This window comes from Kitasatospora sp. MY 5-36, assembly GCF_001182915.1.
Classification (GTDB): Bacteria; Actinomycetota; Actinomycetes; order Streptomycetales; family Streptomycetaceae; genus Kitasatospora.
On sequence record NZ_LFVW01001136.1, the window covers coordinates 1 to 1,754 of the forward strand.

General features: G+C 75.8%; 2 protein-coding genes. Both read left to right on the forward strand.

The genetic code is table 11. The features are described 5' to 3' along the window. A partial coding sequence (locus tag AE652_RS40840) for a hypothetical protein (protein ID WP_049660963.1) occupies nt 1–479 on the forward strand: 479 nt, incomplete at its 5' end. Nucleotides 480–700: 221 nt separating this feature from the next. Beyond that, nucleotides 701–1,573 carry a hypothetical protein gene (locus AE652_RS40845; protein WP_049660965.1) on the forward strand — a complete coding sequence of 291 codons (873 nt, stop codon included), beginning with the start codon at nt 701–703 and terminating at the stop codon, nt 1,571–1,573. Nucleotides 1,574–1,754 lie beyond the last annotated feature (181 nt).

Sequence of the window (1,754 nt, forward strand, 5' to 3'; positions counted from 1 at the left end):
CCCGCCCGCTCCCGGCCCACCCGGCGAACGCGCCCGCCCCGGCCCCGCCCGCACCGTCCCCGACCGGCCGCTCCCGCCCGTTCCGCCACCGCGCGCCGTTCCGCCCGCACCCGGTGCGCACCTCGCAGGACGCGGTGTTCACCGCCGCCCGCTACCTGGAGTGGCTCGGCTTCGACGACCTGGAGCTCACCGAGTCCCAGGAGCGCGACGGGGTCACCCTGCTGGGCGGCCGGATGGTCGCCCAGGTGGACACCTGGACCGAGCCCGCCGACGTGAAGTCGGTCGAGTGCCTCTGGCTCCAGACCCTGCACGCCGAGGAGATGGCCGCCGCGATGTTCACCCTCGCGGGCTATTCGCACCAGGCCACCGTGCGCGGCGAACAGCTGCTGGTGGCCCTGTTCAGCCTGGACCTGGCGGGCGTGCCGCAGCCCGCGAACGGCGCCGCCGAGGCCCTGATGGAGACCGGCTGGACCTCCTGACCCACCGGGCGGCCCCGCCGGGCCGCCCCACCGGCCCCCTCCGGCCCCTTTCCCTCGCGCACCCCTAGATCATTTCTCTTCCAAAAGCAACAACCTTCGCTCGTGATCTGGTGCACAAGCTCACCCCCGTGTTGAATTGCCGCCACAGCGCGGGCCTTTCGCCCTGTCGTCGCCATGCGTGCGGGTCGTGGCGACAGGGCCTCAGGGGCAGGTCCGTGCCCATGCCGGATGGCGCACACAAGGAGGTGGCGTTGTCGGAACACGGATGGGACCCGAGCAACCCGGAGGGGCGGGGGCGGGCGGCAGCGGAGGAGCCGGGTGACACCGTGTGGCGGCTGAGGTCCCGGGGGTGCTGGCAGGAGGCCGCCGAACTACTGCGACCGACCGCCGAGCACGACCCGGACGCGGCCCTGGGGCGGGCCGAACTCCTCATCGAGCAATGCCTGTTCACCGCCGCGAACTGGACCCAGGCGGAACAGGCGCTGCGCCTGGCGGAGGCCCTGGCCTCCGGCACCGAGCAGCGCGCGGCCGCCGCCTGCGCCCGCGGCTTCCTCGCGTACGTGGCGAGCGTCCTCGGCCCGCGCGACCGGCTGGACGAGGCACAGGCGGCGCTCGGCCGCACCTCGGCCCTGCTGCCGCCGGACGCCCCGGGCCGCCCGCTGCTGGACTTCCGGCGCGGACTGGTCGCCGAGAACCTGCTGCGCGACCGCAGCGCCGCCTGGATCGCCTACCGGCGGGCGCACGAGGGCGCCGGCGAGCGCGGGGACGAGCTGCTGCGCTCGTACACCTGGCGGCACCTGGCCGCACTGGCGCTCTCGCGCGGGGAGCGCGGGAACGCCCGGGAGGGCTTCGACGCCTCCCTGCGGCTGCGCGAGCAACTCGGCTTCACGGTGGGGGTGGCGCCGGCGCTCGCGGCGCTCGCCGAGGTGTCCGAGCCGCCCGAGGCCGCGCGGCTGCGGGCCGAGGCGACCCGGCTGGTGGACGCCCTGGGCGGCGTGCCGGTCTGGCTCGCGCGCCAGCTGAACGCCCTCCGCACAACCGGTGCTCCCCCGGACGGGCGCATCACCAGCGAGACCGGGGGGACGATCAGCTAAGGTGAGGCTAACCTGGCCGGGGGGAGCAGTACCCCGGCCAGGTCGCCTTGCCGTTCCCCGGGCACCGCCATGCCCCGGTCCGGCCGCGTCCGGCGTCGCCACCACCCGGCCGGGCACCGCCGGGCGGACCATGGGCGCCCCGGTCGACCCGATGGGGCCGTCCATGACCGCGAGCAGCACC